The sequence below is a fragment of the Zobellia uliginosa genome, from assembly GCF_018860745.1.
In the GTDB taxonomy this organism is placed as follows: Bacteria; Bacteroidota; Bacteroidia; order Flavobacteriales; family Flavobacteriaceae; genus Zobellia; species Zobellia uliginosa_B.
The window spans coordinates 727,645-746,902 of the sequence record NZ_JAHKPY010000002.1; the positions used below are offsets into that span (position 1 = coordinate 727,645).

General features: G+C 33.4%; 12 protein-coding genes. 9 read left to right on the forward strand and 3 right to left on the reverse strand.

What is annotated here, in order from left to right; all coding sequences use genetic code 11:
* Nucleotides 1-413: 413 nt before the first annotated feature.
* Entirely contained in the window at nucleotides 414-4,532 is a 4,119-nt protein-coding gene (locus KO521_RS03415; RefSeq protein WP_215938483.1) for a hybrid sensor histidine kinase/response regulator transcription factor, read from the reverse strand.
* A gap of 527 nt (nucleotides 4,533-5,059) precedes the next feature.
* Between KO521_RS03415 and KO521_RS03420 the strand changes: the two genes are divergently transcribed.
* From KO521_RS03420 to KO521_RS03450, 7 genes are all read left to right on the forward strand, one after another.
* Nucleotides 5,060-6,679 (forward strand): glycoside hydrolase family 31 protein, encoded by a 1,620-nt coding sequence (locus KO521_RS03420; protein ID WP_215938484.1) that lies wholly within the window; start codon nucleotides 5,060-5,062, stop codon nucleotides 6,677-6,679.
* A 212-nt stretch (nucleotides 6,680-6,891) separates the two neighbouring features.
* Nucleotides 6,892-7,959, forward strand: coding sequence for an amidohydrolase family protein (locus KO521_RS03425; RefSeq protein WP_252729836.1), 1,068 nt, complete (start codon nucleotides 6,892-6,894; stop codon nucleotides 7,957-7,959).
* A gap of 162 nt (nucleotides 7,960-8,121) precedes the next feature.
* Nucleotides 8,122-9,696 (forward strand): FG-GAP repeat domain-containing protein, encoded by a 1,575-nt coding sequence (locus KO521_RS03430; RefSeq protein ID WP_215938486.1) that lies wholly within the window; start codon nucleotides 8,122-8,124, stop codon nucleotides 9,694-9,696.
* A 40-nt stretch (nucleotides 9,697-9,736) separates the two neighbouring features.
* On the forward strand, nucleotides 9,737-11,194 hold the full coding sequence (locus KO521_RS03435) for a DUF4832 domain-containing protein (protein ID WP_215938487.1): 1,458 nt from the start codon (nucleotides 9,737-9,739) through the stop codon (nucleotides 11,192-11,194).
* 57 nt (nucleotides 11,195-11,251) lie between these two features.
* Entirely contained in the window at nucleotides 11,252-12,001 is a 750-nt protein-coding gene (locus KO521_RS03440; RefSeq protein WP_215938488.1) for a GDSL-type esterase/lipase family protein, read from the forward strand.
* A 17-nt stretch (nucleotides 12,002-12,018) separates the two neighbouring features.
* Complete coding sequence (locus tag KO521_RS03445; RefSeq protein ID WP_215938489.1) at nucleotides 12,019-12,849, forward strand: SGNH/GDSL hydrolase family protein; 831 nt, start codon at nucleotides 12,019-12,021, stop codon at nucleotides 12,847-12,849.
* Between the two features lie 141 nt (nucleotides 12,850-12,990).
* Nucleotides 12,991-14,874: a right-handed parallel beta-helix repeat-containing protein gene (locus KO521_RS03450; RefSeq protein ID WP_215938490.1), complete on the forward strand. Its 1,884-nt coding sequence runs from the start codon at nucleotides 12,991-12,993 to the stop codon at nucleotides 14,872-14,874.
* 672 nt (nucleotides 14,875-15,546) lie between these two features.
* On the opposite strand, the gene mnmE is transcribed toward KO521_RS03450, so the two are convergent.
* Nucleotides 15,547-16,944, reverse strand: a complete 1,398-nt coding sequence (gene mnmE, locus KO521_RS03455) for a tRNA uridine-5-carboxymethylaminomethyl(34) synthesis GTPase MnmE (protein ID WP_215938491.1) — start codon at nucleotides 16,942-16,944, stop codon at nucleotides 15,547-15,549.
* A gap of 139 nt (nucleotides 16,945-17,083) precedes the next feature.
* On the opposite strand from mnmE, the gene KO521_RS03460 reads away from it, so the two are divergent.
* Entirely contained in the window at nucleotides 17,084-17,551 is a 468-nt protein-coding gene (locus KO521_RS03460; RefSeq protein WP_215938492.1) for a hypothetical protein, read from the forward strand.
* 122 nt (nucleotides 17,552-17,673) lie between these two features.
* A complete protein-coding gene (locus KO521_RS03465; protein ID WP_215938493.1) occupies nucleotides 17,674-18,039 on the forward strand; it encodes a DUF4870 domain-containing protein in 366 nt (121 codons plus the stop codon).
* 74 nt (nucleotides 18,040-18,113) lie between these two features.
* On the opposite strand, the gene dnaN is transcribed toward KO521_RS03465, so the two are convergent.
* Complete coding sequence (dnaN, locus tag KO521_RS03470; protein WP_215938494.1) at nucleotides 18,114-19,232, reverse strand: DNA polymerase III subunit beta; 1,119 nt, start codon at nucleotides 19,230-19,232, stop codon at nucleotides 18,114-18,116.
* Nucleotides 19,233-19,258: the final 26 nt, after the last annotated feature.

Here is a 19,258-nt window from a genome sequence, read left to right on the forward strand (position 1 = left end):
AAACATGCTTTAATATGATTTTTAACTTGTCTGCTTCTAGTTATTTTATTTTTTAGCATGTACATCTTTAATTGGAATTGGTTAATAATAATGATGTTAATTATTTGTTAACCAAAAATAAAAAAGAGCACAGTTAAAATGGTGTATTTATTGTCCTTATAAGGGGTAATTATTGTCTAAATCTAATAAAAACGGACGTTTTAGACGTGATTGTTGTTGTTTCTAAAATAACAGCTACTTAAATTCATAATAATGCATCTAAGTTAAACGATGCGAATATTATACGGATTTCTTAAGATAAACTTAATATATATTACTTGATGCTCAAAAAAATCGTTCAAGTTAAGAAATACTCATTTGGTGTAGGGTTGGAGCCCACCATTGTCTCTTCTTATAATGATTAAATTACCCAATTAATTTTTAATAGTTGTAGGGAGTTGACCATGAAACTCCTTAAAGCTTTTGCTAAAATATTTTGGGTTTGAGAATCCTACCATAAAGGCTACTTCTGAAACTCGTACCCCTTTATTATCAATTAAGATTTGCTTAGCTCTTTTCATTCGCATAGTTAGCAATATATCCTTACATGACTGGCCAGTTAATCTTTTAACTTTTCTATAAAAATTTGTATGACTCATTCCTAATTGAGACTCAAGAGAATTAATGGAAAAGCTAGAGTCTGAAATCCCTTCTTCAAGTGCTTTTATTAATGATGACATGAATTTTTCGTCCAGTGATGTAAATGTAATTGCAGACGGTTCGAGTGTATTATCCAGTTGAAACAGTTTTCGTAATTGTACTCGGGTGGTTATTATGTTTTTTATCCTAATTAATAAGTATTGCATATCAAATGGCTTAGAGATGTAATCGTCCGCACCCATTTCAATACCATTATATTTAGTTTGAACATCAACTTTAGCTGTTAATAGAATTACCGGAATATGGCTTGTTTCAATGTTAGACTTAATAAATTTGCAAAACTCAATACCATCCATATTAGGCATCATAATGTCACTAACAATTAAATCAGGTGAATATTTTTTAGCCATTTTTATACCCTCCTGACCGTCCTCAGCTTCAAAGACTTGATATTTGTTTTTAAGTTCATCTTTTATAAAAATCCTCATATCAGTATTGTCTTCAACTAAAAGTACTTTATGCTCTTTCTTACTAAAAGATTGCTCTTGATTATCATTAGTGTATTCAATATTTTTTTTGTTTTTTATGTCTTCAATAATATATATTTCATCAGTGTTAGGTGATTGCATTTTAATATTGGGAATAAATATGCTAACGGTTGTTCCATAATCTTTTTTACTAGTAACTTTAATTGCCCCAGAATGTGCTTCAATTAAATCCTTACAAAGAGAAAGACCAATACCATACCCTCCGGAATCAACAATATTTGCTTGATAAAACCTATCGAATACCTTATTGATATCACTTTCAAAAATACCTATTCCTGAATCTTGAATATCAATTTTTACAAATTCCATAACTGACTTAGCTTGTAATTCCTGTGGCAAGTTGTTAGTTACTCTTTCTATATAAATATTAATTTCACCTTCGTTTGTATATTTGACAGCATTCGAAATTATATTAAATATGACCTTTGAAATCATATCATTATCATAGCTAGTATTAATAATAGCCTCGGAACTAGATATATTCAAATCTATTTGTTTTCGACTCAGTTCTGTTTCAAAATACTTGACTTCCTCTTTTATTAGATCTATAATATTATTGTATTTTAATATTGGAGACAATTTGCCGGCATCAGCTCTTCTAACATCTAATAATTGATCAATTATATGTTTTAGTTTTTTTACATTAAGCTTTATCCTGTTTAATTGATTTTTTAAATCTGGTTTTAAATCAGTACTCTCTAGTATAATTTCTAAAGGACTACTTATTAGTGTTAGAGGTGTTCTAAGATCGTGAGAAACGTTAACAAAAAAGCGTGCTCTTAATTGGTCAACTTCGTGTAATTTTTTATTAAGTTCATTTTCAAGTAAAATTTCCTTCTTGGTGGTGTAGCGGATTACTGAATATTTAGTGAGATAAAAAACAATTATTCCAAAGATTAAAACATAAAGAATGTAAGCTAGAGGTGTTTTGAAAAAAGGTGTTCTTATGTGAACATAAACGCTCCTAGGGGTCTCTTCCCAAATGCCATCATAGTTCGTAGATTTAACTTTGAAGGTATATTTTCCGAAGGGAAGGTTTGTGTATGTTGCTCTTCTATTTAGGGCATTAGTATATTGCCAATTCTCATCAAACCCTTCCAGTGTGTAAGCATATTTGATTTTATCGGGGTTTGAAAATAGCATAGCAGAAAACCCAAAACCAAAATTATTTTGATTGGGAGCAAGAAAAATGGAATCGGTTAGAGTAATATTTTCTATTAGTACGTTATTTTTAGTAACCTCGTTACCAATTTTCACTTTCTTGTTAAAAAGGAAAAAGTCTGTTATTTCGGTTTCGGCTTGAATTTTATCTGAATATATATTGTTTGGATAAAAGGTGTTAATACCGTTTATGCCTCCTATAATAATTTCACCATCTGATTTTTTAAATACGGTATGTTCAGAGAATTCGTTACTTTGAATTCCATCGCTTATAAAATAGTTGTAGTATTTTTCAGTTGTAGGATTAAATTTGCTTAGACCTTGATTAGTTCCTATCCATAAATTACTATCATTATCTTCAACTATAGACTGGATCATATTATTTGGCAAACCATCTTTTTTGTTAAAGACTTTAAATGATAATTTTCCAGAATTGGAATCACGTTGGATTTTATTTAATCCCTCATAGGTTCCAATCCACATATTATCTTGTTTATCCTTAATTATAGATCGTATATAATTATTACTTAACGAATTTGAGGAAGTACCTTTTTTGTAGATAGAAATATTTATAGCGTTAGAGTTCTTATCTAATTTTAAAATATTTAAACCTCCTCCTTCTGTTCCAACGTATAGCTCATTTGTTTTCTTCGCAAAAAATAAATCACGACAATTATTAAAAGAAATACGAGGCGTTGTTGAAGTACTATACTCCTTATCTAATATAATTTGGTTATTTAGTATTTTACACTTTTTCAAACCCTTAAAAGTGGCAACCCAATAAATATTCTCAGCAACACGTTTAATATTAAAAACAGCATCGTTATAAAATTTACTTAGAATTTTAAGTTCATTGTTACTGTATTGAACTAGGTAAATACCAAACTCGCTACAGACAAAAAGATTATTATCATTTGCAGGTCCTATGTAGTAAATCGATTCTGTTTTAAACCCTATTTTCCTAAAAATATTTTCTTTTCTATTAAGAAGATAAAGGCCGTCATTATGTTTTCCTACAAAGATGTTATCATTTATATCGGCATAAAGAGCTCTGACAAAATTAGACTCTGATACATCTTCCGTTGATTGATTTTTAGCGGAGTAGTAATTGAATTGTTTTTGATGAGGATTATAAATATTTACTCCAGACCCCACTGTTCCAATCCATACTAAGTTATTTTTTGAAACATATAACGAATAAATAAGGTTTGAGTTTAGGCTTCTACTGTTAGATTTTGAATTTTGAATATTCTTAAATGGAGGATTTTCATCATTTAAATTGCCTGACTCTAAAACTATTACTCCTTTATCTCGTGTCCCAATCCATAAATCCCCAACTTTATCAATTACAACAGAAGAACATTTATCTGAACAAAAATTAGAATCAGATTTATTTTCGGTGAAATGGCTTAACATTTTGGTTGAAGAGTTATATCTAAAAACACCTTTCTTGTGTGAAGCAACCCATAAATTTCCAAAAGTATCTTCCTTAATACTTCTTACGCCAATATATTTTGCTTTCTCATCTAAAGAGTCGGTAAAATTTATAGTATCTATTAGAATAGGACTGGTAGCATTCACTTGAAAAACTAAATGGTGAATATTATTTTCTGTTGCAACCCATACGGTTCCATCTTCTGCTCCTTCTAAAGCCACAACATTTTTTAAATTTTTATCATTTAGTTGAATTTGGGTGAAATTTTCACCGATATCAAATAAATTAACACTTTCTATATTTGCGCGTAAGAAGCCTAATGATGTCCCTAAAAGTATACGATTCTCATTTATTAGGATAGCTTTGATGGATAGTAATTCTTTTTGGAAACTAGTTAGTTCTATCTGTTGAATTTTATCTGATTTTGGACTATAAACACTTAAGCCATCATCTGTTCCAATCCATACTCTCCCTAGTGAATCCTCAGCCAATGACCTAACTGTGTTGTTTGATATGGAGTTTGGGTTGTTTTTTTCAGTATTAAATACTGTAATGTTGTATCCATCAGATCTATTAAGTCCATCTAGAGTTCCAAACCACATAAAGCCTCTAGAGTCCTCCAAAAAACAATATATTTCACTTTGAGATAGTCCGTTTTCAGTCGTAATATGACGGAATTGTTTTGACTGTGAAAAAGTTAACACATGGAATATTAGAAAAAACAATATCAAAAAGCACTTTAGTTTCATTAAACATGTTTTGAGCACAATTAAAAAGAAAATCAAATTCAGCAACGAAATGCTGTAGCTAATTAAAATATACTTTATTAAAAAGTATATAATATGCTTATTTGAAGATACATTTTTATAATCTTTTTCAATGATAATTTAATTATTCTACTTCTTTTTTCTTTAAGAAATAGGAATTAACGTTTAAATAGATTGATTTTCTTAAATCTAACAATTTTTAGTACCTATTTGGTACAAAATGCACCCTTTAGAACATTTTCAAACTCTTACATTAGCTAATGTTCTTATTGAAATGTTAATGCCGCAGGTTATTTGAGTGAACAATCTTAAGGAAGCTTCTTTATTTAAATAACAGAAAGCTATTCATGGGAGTACTCAGGAATTATACGGTTTTATTGGTAAATAATCAGAATAATAAAACAATCCTTTAATGTGTAGAAGTTCGAGTTAGTTTGAATTGTTGTTTGAATTGACCCATACTTTGTGGGTCAATTTATTTTGCTCGAATTGTTATAAAAATTAAATTTATGAAGAGAGAAATTATTATCATTTTAACCTTTCTGTTGCCTTTAGGGGTTTTTGCTCAAAGTTCAAAGAAAATAGAGTTAGAAATATTGAATAATGAGTATTGGTGGACAGGTTTGAGTTCATTAGGGCATGAAATGCCCTATGATAAGAATTCAGAGCTCACTTTTGATTTATGGGGCGATAATGGAGGAAACCAGGCACAACCTCTTTTATTATCTAATAAGGGGCGTTATATATGGAGTGAATCACCAATTAAATATGAATTTAATAAAGGATTGTTAACGGTCGAAGTGCGGAATGGCAGTATTAATTCTGGAACTGCGGGTAATAACATAAGAACTGCGTATAAATTTGCTGCAGAAAATTTCTTTCCGTCAAACGGAAAAATTCCTGACCCGCTAATGTTTACTCATCCTCAGTATAATACTTGGATTGAATTAGTTTATGACCAAAATGAAGAAGCAATATTAGAGTATGCACAGGCAATTATTGATCGTGGTTATCCTCCTGGTGTGTTAATGATAGATGATAATTGGCAAGAAAATTATGGTGTTTGGGAATTCTCTCCGCGCCGGTTTAAAAATCCTAAATTAATGATTGAAAAATTACATGCTATGGGTTTTAAGGTTATGCTGTGGGTATGTCCTTTTGTTAGTCCTGATTCAGAAGTTTTTCGTCATTTGGCACAAGAAGGTTTGTTAATATTAGACCAACAAGAGACTCAAGATATATTATGGTCTAATACAAGGAATAAAGCAGCTATTGTGCGCTGGTGGAACGGTGCAAGTGCTTGCCTGGATTTAAGCAACCCTAAAGCAATGAATTGGTTTAAGGAAAGACTTGATCATCTAATGACTGAATATGGAGTTGATGGTTTTAAGTTTGATGCTGGAGATGCAGAATACTATACAAAAAATGTCGTAACATATGAGCCGGGATTGCCTAATTCCGGCACCACGTATTTTGCCAAACTCGGTCTGAATTATCCCTTAAATGAATATAGAGCATCGTGGAAGATGGCCGGATTACCTTTAGCTCAACGATTAAGAGATAAGGACCATAAATGGGAAAGTCTTCGAAAGCTTATTCCTGATCAAATGTCCCAAAGTTTGATGGGGTATGCTTATACTTGCCCTGACATGATTGGTGGTGGCCAATTTCTATCGTTTCAAAATGCATCAACTATTGATGAAGAGTTGGTTGTCCGTTCAGCTCAGGTTCATGCTTTAATGCCTATGATGCAATTTTCTGTTGCTCCATGGAGGGTTCTCTCTGAGGAAAACAATGAAATTTGTTTAAAGGCTGCTAATCTGCATACAAAAATGGGAGATTACATTCTTAAGTTAGCAAAAGAAGCTTCAATTACTGGTGAGCCTATTGTAAAGCCAATGGCTTTTGCTTTTCCTAAAAATAACTATGAAGAAATAAAAGATCAATTCGTGTTGGGTAATGATATTATTGTTGCCCCGGTCATCGATCAAGGTGCACGGTCGCGAAAGGTTATATTGCCTAAAGGAAAATGGAGAGCCGATGATGGTAAAGTTTACAAAGGAGGTAAAACGATTGAAGTTTCAGCTGCCCTAGATAGACTACCATATTTTACCAAATTAAATCCATAAAATTTCCGGCAGAGTGTCATCAGGAAAATAATTGATTAGAAAACTTCTTTCTCGGTGTGAATTGAGCTAAATGTTTAAACTTATATTATTACGGGAGTTTTAAAGAGGTAGTTATATAATAATTTAAGATTCCTATTTATCCAACAATTGATTAACATTAAATAACAATTTGTATGATATACTTTAAGCGAAATCTATTATTCCTTTTATTCTTGAGCTTTATTATTATATCCTGTAAGTCAAAAACAGAAAAAAAATCATCTACTGAAACCGAAGAATTCTCGGTTGACCAACAATCTGTAAAAAAAATCGATATACATGCACATTATAATTATGAGCGTGACTATTTGCCAGCACTTTTCAATAAATGGAATATGCAGGGCATACTTGTCGATGTGTCAATAGCTGATTCTGTAGGTGTAAATCGTAATTGGAATGAATATGTAGTTCATGCCAAAGCGCAACCCGATTTGTTTTTTCTGTGCTCTTCATTGATAGGTAATGGTATAGACGAACTAGATTTTGCAGAAAAACAAATTGAACGCCTCAAGGTTGAAATTAAGGAAGGAGCTCGAATGGTGAAAGTTTGGAAAAATTTTGGGATGGTTACTAAAGACACGTCAGGAAAATTTATTCAAATTGATGATGAACGACTAAAACCGATTTGGAATTTTTTAAAAGAACGCAACATTCCAGTTATGTCACATATTGGAGAGCCAATACAAGCATGGCGACCACTAGATGACCCTAATAATCCACATTATCCGTATTATAATGACGCTCCAGAGTACCATGCATATAAACATCCAGAAATCCCAACATATGAAACTATTATTACTGCTCGTGATAATTGGATTGCAAATAATCCTGAGTTAAAAATTTTAGGTGCGCATCTGGGCAGCATGTCCCATGATGTTAGTATGGTGGCAGAACGTTTAGATAAATTTCCTAATTTTTATGTTGAAGCCGCTGCACGGTTTGGTGATTTGGTAGGTCAAGATTCTGAAAAGGTGAAGGCCTTTTTTGAAAAATACCAAGATCGGATCATGTTTGGTACTGATTATGGTAATTATACATCTCAACAATCAATTTCGTCAGAAGAACTTAAGTTAGAAGAACAAAACCTCGATGCAGATTTTCTACGCTTATGGGGTTATGTCGCGACAAAAGATTCTATAGTAGAACGTGGACAAAAAAATATTGGATTGGGCCTTCCAGTTAAAATTTTGAATAAATTTTATTATCAGAATGCGGCTGATTTTTTAAAGCTAGAACAGTAAGTCCAAAGTGAAATTTTGGCTAAGTATTATAGGATATTAATACTTGAGGTTTATTAATAATAACGAAATCTATGTATTTGAAATTTATACCGGTTCGAAATCTTTCTAATGTGTTGTTAAATATTAAGAATTAGTAAAATATATGGTTTTTATAATTATTCAATGAAATTAGTAGTTCAGGTATTTTTCTTTCTTATCCTATTGATTTCCTGTAATAGGAAACCTAAAAATAAGGCCGTTTTAAATTCTAGTAAAGAGACAGAATCTAAATTCTTGGGAGAAATACTTTCGAAAAGTTATTGCGCTAGTTGTCATAGCTATCCCGACCCTAAGGTTTTAGATAAAAATACCTGGAAATACGGTGTTCTTCCTGAAATGGGTTTTCGCATGGGCATTTATCATGACACACCTCGTTTAAGCTTGATAGAAGGCGGAAGAGCAGGGGAGCTGATAATAGAAAAAAACATATTTCCTCAAAAGCCAGTTTTGTCAGAAAAAGAGTGGAAGAAAATAGTTGACTATTACATTGAGAACTCTCCAGACTCTTTAATTATGCCCCAAAAAGAAATAAACAGGGGGATTAGCGGAATGAGTATTCGTACTACTGAATTGCGCATTTCTCCACCAATGGTTACGTCAATAAAATACAATTCAGATTTAAACCAAATTTATGTTGCAGATGCTAAAGCAAATTATAGTACAATAAATATATTAAATCAAAATTTAAAGATGTTAAGTACGCTAAAGCTTCCTGTTCCCATCTCAGATTTAGATTATAAAGAAGATACTATATACGCAACACTAATAGGTAGTGTTTTACCTTCTGATAACCCGAACGGTAGCGTTGTTAAAATTTTCAAATTTTCTGAAGGCGATGAATATGAAGGTTATACTCCCATTTTAAGAAATTTGCAAAGGCCAGTTCATACGACTTTTACAGATATCAATGGTGATGGCCGAGAAGACATCATTGTTTGCGAGTTTGGCAATAATACTGGTAAATTAAGCCTTTTTATAAAAAACAAAAATGGTAAATACGATAAAAAAATATTATCAAATGATCCTGGCGCAACTGATGTAATAGTTAAAGATATTAACCGAGACGGTCTGCTTGATATTGTAGTATTAATGTCACAAGGCAAAGAAAGAATTGACGTGTATTATAACCAAGACGATACTAATTTTAAGATGAAAACACTCTTAAGTTTTCCGTCGTACTATGGTTCGGTTTCATTTTCTATAGTTGATTGGAATAAAGACGGATTTGAAGATATCCTATATGTAAATGGAGATAATGCCGATTATTCGGTAATTCTAAAACCTTATCATGGTCTTCGGATATTTTTAAATGATGGAATAAATGAGTTTAATGAAGTTTTTTTTCAACATCAAAACGGTGCGTACAAAGCCATAACTCATGATTTTGATAGAGATGGTGATTTGGACATTGCATTGGCATCATTCTTTCCTGATCTAAAAAACGATTCTGAAGAAGGGTTTGTTTTTATGGAAAATGTAAGTGTTAGTGATTCCTTGGGGTTTGATCTTCACACTTTTCAAGAAGCTTCAACCGGTAGGTGGCTGGTAATGGAAAAGGTAGATTTAGACAATAATAATTTTCCTGAATTGATTTTAGGCTCTTTTACTGCGTTAGAAATAAATGGTGATAGTGATGGCGTAGTTCAGAAGAGTCTTATGGAGAATTCACCTACTGTAATGTATTTGAAATTTGATTAGTGTTTTATTTTAATTACGCATAAAATTAAATTAATACGGAATGAAGTCAACAAAATTAATCCTTGTTTCGAGCATAATTGGCTATATCTTGTTTTGCTCCTTTCTTAAAAAGGATGATTATTTAACAGTAAAACCAACGGAATACAAACAAGCGCTTCGTAATCCATTAAAAGGTTTTACAACAAGAGGAATTACTGACCATCCTTGGGCAACAACCGCACAGACCTATATTCGTTGGAATGAAATTGAAAATGACAAATCTGACGGAGTAAACAAAATTATAAATGTGTGCAATCAAAAATGGTCCGGCATTGAAGAAAAAAATATAAAAGTAATACCAAGGGTTTATTTGCATTGGAGTGGTAATAAGAAATATTGGCCAGCAGATATGCGAGAAATGGATTATTCAAGTCAACAGTTTAAAGAGAGAGTACTTCGCTTGATTAAAAGGCTTGGAGAATGTTGGGATAATGATCCTCGTGTGGCCTTCGTTGAAATGGGTGTTTTTGGAAAGTGGGGCGAACAACATTCCCCTTATCCGACTAAAGAAATGGAAAAGCTTGTAGGACATGCTTTTAGTAAGGCCTTTAAAAATAAAAAAGTTTCTGTACGAAGGAATTGGGAACGATTTACTGAAAATCCGTACGGAGTTTATTGGGATTCTTGGGCGCATTACAACCAAATGTGGAGGCATGGAAATAGTATAGAAAAAATGAATGAAAATGGTCGTTATCTGCAAAATTATGTGGGAGGGGAAGTTGCTTATGATTGGGGCGATTCTAAAATTCAACCAGGAGCATCTCCAACAGAAAGCGTGGCATTTGAAAAGCACCGAAATTTTTTGATTAACTCAATCCGATGGCTGCATTGTACCCAATTGCGGTGGATAGAAGATTACGATAAAAAAAACAACAAAGCTATTGTTGGAGCTGAAAAAATTCAAAAAGCTTTTGGATATCGCTACTTGCTTAATGAAGTGCGGTTTACTTTAAATGATTCATTAAAATTATCATTTGATATAACCAACATCGGTTCTGCCCCTTTTTATTATGACTGGCCAGTTGAAGTTGCATTGCTCGATACCATAAATTATAAGCCCGTTTGGAAATCAACACTGACAAGTGCTGATATAAGAAATTGGTTGCCAGGTGAAGGATGGTCAAATCCTGAATGGAAGGCAACTGGGTCTAATGATTTTAACCCTGATCCAAAATGGAATCAAACGGGTAGATCTGCTTGGAGTAAATTACCTGTAAAAAACACTATTACTGAAAATTTCAAAGTTAAAATATCGAAAGGCACCTATATTCTTTCAATTGCAATATTAGATCCTGCAGGTAATCTACCAAGTTTAAGACTTGCTACATCAAACTATTTAAAAGGAGGAAGACACCCCATCGGATTAGTTAATTTCACTAATAAAAGTTGTTATAAATTACCTGTTAATTTTGTGTTTGATGACCCAGCTATAGACAGAAGGTTACATTATAAATACTAAAAAATTATAGGTGCATTCATCAATATAAAATACAGTCCAAAACCAAATTAATATATCATGATAAAAAAAATAAGGAGTAGTCAAATCATATTTGTTCTATGCATGTGGGTGAATGTGTCATGCACCGGTATTAAATCTAGTTCCGTTAAGGAGAACCCTGCAGCACAATCAACACAGAAAAATGAGGATTGGTGGAATGAGAGACACCAGACTATTATTAACCGTCTGCAAACAAACCCTGAACTAATTTTGGTAGGAAATTCAATTTTCCATTCTTTGGAAGAAGAGGATAGAAAAGAGGTTAAGGCAAAGTACCTTGATCGTTACCGAACCTTGAATATGGGTATTAGTGGTGATCGTACCGAGAATGTTATTTGGCGACTAGAAAATGGGGCATTAGAAGGTATAAGCCCTAAAATTGCTATAGTGTTAATTGGTACCAATAATACTGACGGAAACCATTATTTAAATATAAGTACTCCTACAGAATTAGCAGATGGAATTTATAAGATATGTGATCTAATACATAGTAAGCTACCTGATACTGAAATTTTACTTATGGGCATACTTCCATATGGTTATAATGCTAACCTTAGAAATAATACGAACAAAGCAACCAACCAACTGATTTCTGCATTTCCTGAGAAAAATCCCAAAATACATTATATAGATATCGGTTCAGAATATATTGATAAAAACGGAAAGGTCAATAAAGAACTAATGCCCGACTACCTTCATCCTAATGCAGAAGGGCATATGTTAATGTTCAAGGCACTTGATTCTAAAATTCAAAATCTTATGAAGTAATAACCAATTACAAGCACATGAAAATCATATTCAAAATCTTATTAGTAACCTTGATCTATTTTGGTTTTGTTGCTTTTAAAAGTACGCATTCACCTTCTAAAAAAATTAAAATACTGTTGATAGGTGACAGTACTACAATAGGTAATACCCCTCGTGAGGTTAAGCCTGAAGGACCTCATTTAGAACAAATGATAGAGCAGCTTGCACAAATTGAAGGTCTGCCTGAATTAGAAGTTATAAATACGGGGAAGGGTGGCGATACTGCTGCAGGATTATTGGGTAGTGATTGGTATAAAGAAAAAATTGCCCATGTAAAATATGTAGATTTTATCTTTCTTCGAATGGGTATTAATGATTGGTTCAAATACAAAGATTTTCAGACGGAATTTCCTGAAAAAATGAAAGTTTTGATTGGACGATTGAAAAATGACCACCCTAAAGCAAAAATTATTATATCTACAATTTGTCGTTTTATGTCTGAAGATGATTGTAAAGAGGTTAATAGTCTTATTAAAAATATTGCTCAAGATGAAAAATTAGACCTATTTGATCTTTACACACCTTACAATGAATTTCTTCATGAAAATGGAGAGAACAGTCTTAATGTAAGGCAAATGTATATTGATAGCTTACCTCAAAAATATCATGAATGGCTCAAGCCATATACACATTATAGAGAGGGTTGGCCGCAAACACCATCTGGCTATGTAGTAAAAGTAAATGATATATCTCTTGATCCCATATTTGGGGAGTATAAGGGGTGGTATGGAGACAGGCACCCGAATAGCACCGGGTACAACTTAATCGCCCAAGAAACGGTAAAGTTTTTAAAGCCACTTTTAGAATAGCAGGTTTTGTTGATATTGTAGGTTAAACTTAACAATAGTCAAAATGTGTATTGAAAATAGCTATGATTAAATGTAAAATCATTTTAGCCAGATAAAACACTATTCAAGATAAAAAAACAATTTTTAAAAAACATTAAACAAATGCTAAAACTAAAAAACATCCTAACTATTATATTACTTTTAGCGTCAACATTAGCTATTGCTCAACAGGTCACAGTAGGTGAGCAAGTCTATTTCACTACTGAAATTTCAGAAGACGCTTCCCCTGCAGTTTTAGAAAGAGTGCTTTCTGCAAATGAAAAGCGCATTTCAAAAATTTTGTTTGAAAAGGGCACTTATCATTTCTATCCCGATAAGGCTTACGAAGTGTATAGCAATATTTCTAACCATGATGATGTCATAGTTTATACCGCTTTTCCTTTACTGGGATTTAAAAATATAACAATTGACGGACAAGGATCAACCTTTATTTTTCATGGTAGAATGGTTCCTTTTTTGATAGAAAACTCCGAGAACATTACTGTGACCAATGTTTCTATTGATTGGGAAGTACCTTTTCATAGTGAAGGTATTATTGTGGCAAATGATGAAAAAAACGGAACTTTCGATTGGAAGTTTACAGATGAATATCCGTATGAAATCAGAAATAAACAACTCATTTTTTTAAAACCGTATTACGAACATACTATTGGAGAGACCATTTTGTTCGACCCCGAACGGAAAGCCGTCATGTTTGATACCGAAGCTTATACCGCGATTACCACGAAGTCGAAAACGGCATTACAAAACAACGTAGATAAGATTACATACAAATACAAAACTGACCCGCTTTCAAAACTTCATGAATCATGGGGTATTGAGAATAATACATGGGCAGAACAATTAGAACCTGGTTTAGTTCGTATTCATGGTCATACTAAAAAGCTGCCTCCAGTTGGTATGGTTCTGACCAGCAAAGGGAATCTAAGTTCAAACCGGATGTCACCTGGTTTTCGAGTAACCTATACCGATGGATTTACTGCCATAAACGTAAATGTGCACCATGCGGGTGGAATGGCTATAATTGTAGAAAACTCCTCTGACATATTGCTAGATAATTTCAATGTTACGGCTTCAAATGGTAGAATGGTATCAACAACAGCTGATGCAACACATTTTATTGGATGTCGTGGAAAAGTAACCCTTCGCAATTGTACTTTGAAAAATATGCTTGATGATGGTTTAAATCTTCATGGTGTATATCAAGAAATCGTAGATATTAAAGGAGATCATGTATTTGGCGTGCGAATGGGACATTTTCAACAGCAAGGTTTTACTATTGGAAGGGAGAATGACACCTTGGGAATCTTGCGTTTGAGCGATTCATTTTTTCCGAATAGTAAATTGACAATTAAAAGTATTCAGAAAATGAATGCACGTTATCAAATTATTACGGTAAATGAAAAACTGCCATCCTCTATTAATGTTGGTGATTTAGTTGAGAATTTAGATGCCTATCCTGAATTATTGGTTGAAAATTGTAATATTAGTAACAATCGGGCAAGGGGAATATTGCTTTCAAATCCTAAGAAAACCATTATTCAGAATAATACATTTAGTACTGAAATGGAGCCGATTTTAATTCCAGTTGAAAGTGGTCATTGGTTCGAGGCAGGTAATGCGGCGAACGTTCTAATTAAAAATAATGTTTTTAAAGATGGCCAACATAGTGGCTTTAATAGGGGAGTCATTCGTTTTGTAACCGATGATGATAATAAAAATATTGCTTTTACTAATATAGAGATAATAGATAACACTTTTAATCAATTTGACAATTTGATATTAGAAATTGCCAATACTGATGGGCTATTAATTAAAGGGAATACGATTACGAATTCAGGTTCTTTCCCTATGTTATTTTCAGAAAACTCAGCAATTAAAATTAAGACGTCAAAAAACATAAAATTACAAAAGAACAATTATAGGGGTAAGGCGAAGGAAATAATTGAAGTGGATAAAGAGATGTTGAAATTAAAATTCAGATAATTAAAGCAGTAGAAAGAATTATTGAGTTAGTATAAAAGAGTAATTGGACTGAGTATTTAAACTCATTCTTACGAAATTCTTTTGCTTAATCTTAAGAAGAAAAGAATATATCTAAAATTTACTAAATCACAAAAACTATTTAAATAGGCAAGTATGTATGTTGATTAGGTAGGGTAAGCATAAGCTCTTTTTATAAAAGTTAAACTAAGAAAGGTCTTCTTATGAAAAGTCTAGACATCCCCTTTTTATTACATTGTAAGATTCTCTGAATATCATGATAAAACAAATATTGATTTTCCAGTTGAAAATATTATAATCGGACTTTCGAAAAATATGCTTTTGTTTAAGTAGGTTCGATTCGCGCCTCGAGTACGATTAAATCCTATTATTTATCTGATTAACAGGATTTTTGTTTTTAGTGGTAACAGAATAGTAACAAGATTTGGCTTTAAAAAGGAAATTAGTTTAGTCTTAAATTAGATTCCATACATTAATTATAATCTGAATTACGACTTTAAGTTGAATGGATTGTTGGTTAATTGATTGAGCTGTATTGCATAGAAGATAAGGCTAGAAAATATATGAAAGTTCTTTATACAAAGTGGATTGTTAAAACCTCATAATTACAATAGGAATATTAGTAATAAATACTTGATAATCAAATAGTTACATCTATTTTCCGATACAAAAGTTAGCAAAGATATTCCCTAGCAATTCGTCATTCGTCACTTGTCCTGTGATTTCCCCTAAGTGGTAGAGTGCTTCGCGAACGTCGATTGCCATAAGATCACTAGAGAGGTCTTCTTCCATACCAAATTGGACTTTCTCAATTTCTTCTAGGGCTTTGAGTAGTGAGTTATAATGTCTGGTATTGGTTACTATAGTTTCGTTGTTTCGCAGCGCTCCGGTATTTACAAATTCCAACAGTCGGTTTTTCAAATCTTCAACACCTTCACCTGTTTTGGCTGAAAGGTAATTTACGGAATCTAGATGTTGGGCTATGTTTTCCTTATCAGTATCGGAAAGCGTATCCGCTTTATTCACCAATAAAAGCAGTGGTTTTAACGGGTTCTGATTTTTTATTTTTTCAAAGTCGATAGTAATGTTCTTCAGCTTCTCATTATCGACCAGAATTTTTGAACCATCTACCAAAAGCAAAATTACCTGAGCCTGTTCAATCTTTTCAAATGTTCGTTTGATGCCCATACCTTCCACCACATCTTGAGTTTCCCGGATGCCGGCCGTATCTATAAACCGAAAACCGATTCCGCCAATTGCAATTTCATCTTCAATAGTATCACGGGTAGTTCCCGCTATATCCGATACAAGGGCACGTTCTTCGTTTAAGAATGCATTGAGTAAGGTAGATTTGCCCACATTGGGTTCGCCTACAATGGCAACGGGAATTCCATTTTTTATTACATTTCCAACGGCAAAGGAATCAATCAGACCTTTTAAAACCTTTTGAATACGTGCCAATAGCTCTTTGAATTGAGTACGGTCCGCAAATTCTACATCTTCTTCGGAAAAATCGAGTTCTAATTCAATTAGAGAAGCAAAGTTTAGAAGTTCTTGACGTAGGTTTTTAATCTCGTTACTAAACCCACCACGCATTTGCTGCATGGCAATTTGGTGGCTTGCCGCATTATCACTAGCAATAAGGTCGGCAACGGCTTCGGCCTGGCTCAGGTCCATTTTACCATTTAAGAAGGCCCTCAAAGTAAATTCTCCCGCGTCTGCGGTTCTACAACCATTTCTGAGAAATAACTGAATAATCTGCTGTTGAATGTATGGAGAACCATGACATGATATTTCAACAACATTTTCTCCTGTGTACGAATTAGGACCTTTAAAAACGGAAACCAATACCTCGTCAAGTATTTTATTATTTTCTGTAATATGTCCTAAGCTAATGGTATGGCTTTTCTTTTTTCTTAAATCTTTGCCGTAGGCGGATTTAAAAAAAGTGGCGGCGGTATCTATTGCCGTTTCTCCAGAAATACGGATGACTGCAATTGCGCCAGCACCCGAAGGAGTTGCCATTGCTATAATATTATCATTAGGAATCATTAGAAAGTTTTGGCAAAAATAGGTAAAAACCTCTAGATGCAAATTGCAGTGGTGGTATCAAAAATAAAAGGTTGGAATGTTTTTGGATAACGGAAAATAATTAACTTCGCCGTCCATTAACTATTTAAATCCTATTATTATGAATATGCGATTATTGGCGTTTTTAGCCCTATTTATTGGAGTAACAACTTTTTCCTTTGCCCAAGAAGAGGAGAGTGAAGAAGGAGAAGTGATTCGATTGGATTCTATTTCCAGAGTGGAGCAAGTAGAAAGGGAAGCTAAGGAAATTAGAAAACAAATTGAAGCTGCCGAAAAAGAAGCTAAAGAAGCTGAAAAAGAGGCTAAAGCAGCAAAAAAAGAACAAAGTAAGTCTGAAAAGGCGAAAAAAAAGTACGAAAAGCTGAATAGCCAAATCAGTTCTATTAAAAAGGGATTGGAAAAAGACGAGAAGAAGGTTGCCAAGATCAGCGATAAAATGGCCGTTGATAAAATTAAGGGGAAACTTTCTCCTAACGATGTTGCCAAAATCGAGAAGAAATTAGGGAAGCTAAAAAGCAATATCAGTAAGAATCAGCAGAAGTTGATTAAGCTTGAAAGAAAGCTTTAAGCCTGAGAATTTATTTTTTGAAATCCCGTAGGACATTGCTCTTACGGGATTTTTTGTGTCCATTAGTGTAACATTTTGGTTTTTTACGCGTCATATCTCTAGAACCCCTAAAACAATCAAAAATGGAAATCATCAATCAAAACAGAGCATTAGAACAAAACAATCAGTTATTGGTAATTGCACATCTATCTCAAATGTTAACGTATGTAACCGGATTTGGCGGTTTAATTGTACCGTTGCTCTTATGGCTTACAACCAAAGATTCCGTTGCGGGAATGGATGAGCATGGCAAATCTATTATTAATTTTCAATTAACTGTCTTACTTTTTACTATTGTTAGCGTGCCGGCCATATTGCTTTTTGGCCTTGGTATTTTAAGTTTAATATTTTTGGCTATAGTTGCTTTTGTAATTCCCATTGTTAATGCGGTAAAAGCGAGTAATGGAGAAAAGCCTAGTACGTTTATGACTATTAAGTTTATTTCTTAATGCATAGCGAGTTAAATAATAAAAGCCCCAAGAAGAAATTCTTGGGGCTTTTTATGTATTGAGAAAATAGTTTTTTAGTTGTTCAACATAACCGGCATTACAAGCATAGTTACATTTTCGCCTTCATCAAGACCGTCTATCGGGGTAAGAATACCAGCTCTGTTAGGTAAGCTCATTTCTAATGAAACATCGTCAGAAGTAAGGTTGTTCAACATTTCTGTTAAGAAGCGTGAGTTAAAACCAATTTGCATGTCGTCACCTTGGTATGAACATGTTAATCGTTCTTCGGCCTTATTGCTGTAATCGATATCTTCCGCAGAAATATTAAGCTCTGCACCAGCAATTTTAAGACGGATCTGGTGTGTCGTTTTATTAGAGAAAATAGCAACCCTTTTTACAGAGCTCAAGAATTGGTTTCTAGCGATTGAAAGTACATTCGGGTTCTCTTTAGGGATAACAGCTTCATAATTAGGGTATTTACCGTCTATCAAACGACAAATAAGTTCTGTATTTTCAAAACTAAATTTAGCATTACTGTCGTTGTATTCAATAACAACATCAGACTCGCTCCCTGCCAAAATTCCTTTTAAAAGCGTTAAAGGTTTCTTGGGCATGATGAATTCAGCAACTTGAGAAGCCGTAACATCCGTTCTTTGGTATTTTACCAATTTGTGGGCATCTGTTGCAACAAAGGTTAGGTTCTCCGTAGAAAACTGAAAAAACACACCGCTCATTACGGGTCTTAGGTCATCATTACCGGCTGCAAATATAGTTTTGTCAATCGCGGTAGCTAAAATATCACCTAAAAGGGTAGTGGAACTAGGGTTGGCCAATTCAACAGCTTTAGGGAACTCAGCCCCGTCAGCATATGCCAATGCATATTTACCATGGTTAGAGCTTATTTCTACTGTGTTATTGTCTTCTACAACAAATGTTAGCGGCTGCTCAGGAAAAGTCTTTAGTGTCTCTAACAACAAACGCGCCGGAACGGCAATAGTTCCTTGGTTGTCCGAATCTACATCTAATACCGAGCTCATTGTAGTTTCAAGATCAGAAGCGGAGACCGTTAATTTGTTGTTGTCTAGATCGAATAAGAAATTGTCTAGAATAGGCAGGGTGTTACTGTTATTGATAACACCGCCTAAAACTTGTAACTGTTTTAAGAGATAGGTACTGGATACTATGAATTTCATAGGAGAATCGTTATTTCAATTTGTGG